Origin of the sequence: Elstera litoralis (assembly GCF_000963705.1) — a bacterium.
In the GTDB taxonomy this organism is placed as follows: Bacteria; Pseudomonadota; Alphaproteobacteria; order Elsterales; family Elsteraceae; genus Elstera; species Elstera litoralis.
Genome location: NZ_LAJY01000233.1, coordinates 1 through 3,941, shown reverse-complemented (window position 1 = coordinate 3,941; position 3,941 = coordinate 1). Strand labels below are relative to the sequence as shown.

Here is a 3,941-nt window from a genome sequence, read left to right as displayed (position 1 = left end):
CGATGCCTTCGCCGAGGAGCTTGAAATGAAGCTGCGCGGCGTCGACGGCAGCGTGCGGGCCTCCCTGGTGAAGCAGATCAATAAGATTCTGGAAAAAAACCCGGAAGCTTTCGTCAAAAACATGCGCAACTGGATCCACCAGGGCCGGGGCAGCGACGATTAGAGCGCCTTATTTAGAAAAGCCGGTCGAAAATTGGATTCGACCGGCTTTTTTATTGGGTCCGCTTATCCCCCAAGCGCGCCGTTGCGCAGCTTCTCGAAGAGCTTTCCTAAAAAAGCGTCGCAAGCGACAAGCTCGCTCGCCTCGATAAACTCATCGGGCTGATGGGCTTGATCGATGGAGCCGGGGCCGCAGATGATCGTATCCATTCCGTCCTGCTGAAACAGCCCGGCTTCCGTGGCGTAGGATACGGCAATCGCGCGGTTATGGCCGGTGAGGGCGAGGGTGAGCCGTTCGATGGCCGAGGCCGGATCGGGGCGCAGCGGCGGCACGGTGGCAATCGGGCGGATTTCGATATCGGCGTCCGGGTGCTGGGCCTTTAGGCCGGGGCGGATTTCTTCGTCCACCACCTTATAGATGCGGCCCAAGATGTCCTCGGCCCGATCCCAGGGCGCGAGCCGCAGATCCCAGGCGAGGCGGCAGAAGCCGGGAATAATATTGGTGGCGGTGCCGCCCTGGATCATGCCCACGGTGAGGCTGGAGCGGGGCGGCTCGAAATCGCTGTTTGCGGCTTGCCGGGTGAGGGTAGCGGCATCTTCCCGCTCGATGGCGGCGATCAGTTTGGCGGCGGCGCTAATCGCCGAAACGCCGCGATGGGGCTGACTGGAATGGGCGGGAATGCCGGTAATCAGCGCTTCCACCACGTAGCAGCCCTTATGGCTGTTCACCACCTGCATTAGGGTCGGCTCGCCGATGATGGCGGCGCGCGGGGCGATGCCCTCCGCCAAGAGATCGGCCAACAGCGAGGGCACGCCCTGGCAGCCGGTTTCCTCGTCGCAGGAGAAGGCGAAATGCAGCGGCACCGGCAGCGGATTTTTCACGAGGGCCGGAACTTGGGCCAGCGCTACGGCGCAAAAGCCCTTCATGTCCGACGTGCCGCGCCCATAAAGCCGCGTGCCGCGTTCGGTAACGGTGAAGGGATCGCTGCTCCAGGTTTGGGAGGCGACGGGCACAACATCGGTATGCCCCGAGAGGACAAGCCCACCCCGGCGGGTTTCGCCGGAGGTTGCCGGGATCGTGGCAAACAGATTGGCCTTATGGCCATCGACCGAGCGGCTCAGCCGCCAGGGCACGCCCCATCCGTCGAGATAATCGCCGATGAAGCGGATGAGATCGAGATTGCTGTCGGAGGAGACGGAGGGAAAAGCGACGAGCCGGTCGAGCAAGGCGCGCGCGGTTAGGCTTTCTCCAATAGGCACGTCTCAGCATCCTTTCCGCCGTGCGGGCGAGGGGAGCCCCTCGCCCGACATCATTATACTGCGGAAGAGCCTAGCCCAGGCTGGCCGATCAAGGCGAGAAATTCGCGCCGCGTTTCGACATTGCTGCGGAACGCGCCCAGCATCCGGCTCGTGACCATCGCCACCCCCGTCTTATGGACACCGCGCGTGGTCATGCACTGGTGTTGCGCTTCGATGACCACGGCCACGCCGAGGGGTTGCAGCACCTCATCGAGCACATTGGCGATCTGCGCCGTCATTTTCTCTTGAATCTGCAAGCGCTTGGCGAAGACTTCCACGACGCGCGCCAGTTTGGAAATCCCAACGACGCGGCTTTTCGGCAGATAGGCGATATGGGCCTTGCCGATGATCGGCGCCATATGGTGCTCGCAGTAGGATTCGAAGCGAATATCGCGCAGCAGCACCATTTCGTCGTAGCCGTCGGTTTCCTCGAAGGTCCGCTGAAGCATCTCGCGCGGATCGATGCCATAGCCTGCGAACCATTCCTCGAAGGCGCGCGTGACCCGCGCCGGGGTATCGATCAACCCTTCGCGAGTGGGATCGTCGCCTGCCCATTGCAGGAGAGTGCGCACGGCGGCTTCCGCGTCTTCCCGGCTCGGACGCGGCGTCGCGGCGGGTGCTGTCGCTGACGTGGCGGCAATGGCGGTCTTCGGAGTGGTATAGGCGTTCACAATCGGTCCTTTCGTCCTGCGCCCAAGCGCCGAGAGGCAGCGCCGTCGAGCGATTCAGGCAAGCGGCTCGGGCGAGCCGTGGAGTCAGCGGCTTTTTTACCCGTGTGGGGGAGCTTCGCTGCAAGCTTCTCTGACATGGCGCATCGGCATCCGATGTCAAGCCGAGGTTGGCCCTAAAGGTGCCCTGTTAATTCAGCCGCACGGCCTGATGGGGCGAATCGAGCGAGAAGGCGGGGACGGCGATATCAAAGCGCTCCCCATCCTCGGCTTCCATCTGATAGGTGCCGACCATAATGCCAGACGGCGTTGTGAGCGGCGTGCCGCTGGTATATTCGAAGGTTTGGCCCGGTTTCAGCACGGGCTGTTCGCCGACGACGCCGGTGCCGTGGACCTCCTGCCGTCGCCCGATACCATCGGTGATTTCCCAATGGCGGTTCAGCAGTTGAACCGTGCGGTTGCCGCCATTGTTGATGCGGATGTGATAGGCCCACACGAAGCGTCCGGCCTGGGGTTCCGACTGGTCTTCGAGAAAAGTGGGCTGCACCGTTACGGTGATGGCGTTGGTTGTGGCGCTGTACATGCTTGAGAATCCCTATGCCCCCACTGGTCTCAGAACAAGGGGGGCTTCTTTACATTTTTATAAACCTAACACCGGATGGCCCAAAAATAAAAGCGCCGATCCCCCAGGAGGGATCGGCGCCCTTAAGGCTTAGACTGTATCCGGGGTTAGCGGATGGTCAGTTCCACGCGACGGTTGCGGCCTTCACGCACGCCATCCGCCGTCGGAACGGCCGGTTCGGTTTCGCCGAGTGCCGTCACCGAAGTCCGTTCGGTCGCGATGCCCTTGGCGACGAGTGCGCCACGGACCGCATCGGCGCGCCGCAGCGACAAGCGGGTGTTATATTCCGGCGTCCCCGAGCGATCGGCATGACCGACGATGGTGATGCGGGCGTTCCCGGTTGCCTTGGCCGTTGCCGAAGCTTCATCGATAATGCGCAGGCCAGCGGCGTCGAGACGGGCGCTATCCCAGGCGAAATAGATGATGAAGTTCTTGCTGAGCGCAGCCGGCTGCGCCGGGGCTTGCGTCTGCGTCGCGACCGGCGCTACGAGCTGCGACATGGCATGTTCGAAGATGCTGCGGCACGAAGCGATATCGGCAAGCTGGAAGGCTTCTTCTTCCTGCTCAACCCAGCAATCGAACGCCGTTTGTGCCTTGGCGGCAATGGCGGGCTTACCCGCGCGGGCGTTGGCATCAAGCGCCTGGATCAGCTTGGCGCGGGCCGTACCGAGTTCCTGGGCCTTTTCCGGGGTCAACGACCAGTTGGTCAGCACTTCCGGGAGGACATTTTCACCGCGCGATGCGGCAAGGCCCTTAGCGGCGAAGGTATAGGCATCGGGCCAATCCTTCATTTCATCCGCTTCGAAGACCGTAAGGGCGCGATATTCAGTGGTCAGCGCCTTCGTGAAGGCCGTGCCCTGCGACGGCGCGGTGGTGCCGCGCAACGCTTCGATATCCATCGCACCGCAGCCCGTAAGAAGGGCCAGACCGGCAATTACACTTAGCAGCTTAACCGACTTCATAGCATTCTCCTTTTTTATCCCGCCAAGGCGCAAGAGTGATCGCGCCTTTAGACGAGCCCCAAGCTCTATATTCATGCTGCCAGTTCTACTGCCCCACCGTCTTGGGAGCAAGCCCGAACCGACGCCCGCGTGTATCACAGTGCGCGACAAATCATGGTTTTTACTCCCAAGTTGCCTATTTGTCGCAGAGGTGCGACACCATTGCATCTCTCCTAAAACGCGCTGGGAGCC

Annotated in this window: 4 protein-coding genes; all 4 read right to left on the bottom strand. The window is 61.9% G+C overall.

Going from position 1 to position 3,941, the window contains the following annotated elements:
• Positions 1-225: 225 nt before the first annotated feature.
• Positions 226-1,419, bottom strand: coding sequence for an acetylornithine deacetylase (argE, locus tag VZ95_RS09975; protein ID WP_052711659.1), 1,194 nt, complete (start codon positions 1,417-1,419; stop codon positions 226-228).
• A 53-nt stretch (positions 1,420-1,472) separates the two neighbouring features.
• Positions 1,473-2,099, bottom strand: a complete 627-nt coding sequence (folE, locus tag VZ95_RS09970; protein WP_045775711.1) for a GTP cyclohydrolase I FolE — start codon at positions 2,097-2,099, stop codon at positions 1,473-1,475.
• Positions 2,100-2,316: 217 nt separating this feature from the next.
• Positions 2,317-2,709 carry a Co2+/Mg2+ efflux protein ApaG gene (gene apaG / locus VZ95_RS09965; RefSeq protein WP_045775709.1) on the bottom strand — a complete coding sequence of 131 codons (393 nt, stop codon included), beginning with the start codon at positions 2,707-2,709 and terminating at the stop codon, positions 2,317-2,319.
• 146 nt (positions 2,710-2,855) lie between these two features.
• A complete protein-coding gene (locus VZ95_RS09960) occupies positions 2,856-3,710 on the bottom strand; it encodes an OmpA family protein (protein WP_052711658.1) in 855 nt (284 codons plus the stop codon).
• Between the last annotated feature and the right edge of the window lie 231 nt (positions 3,711-3,941).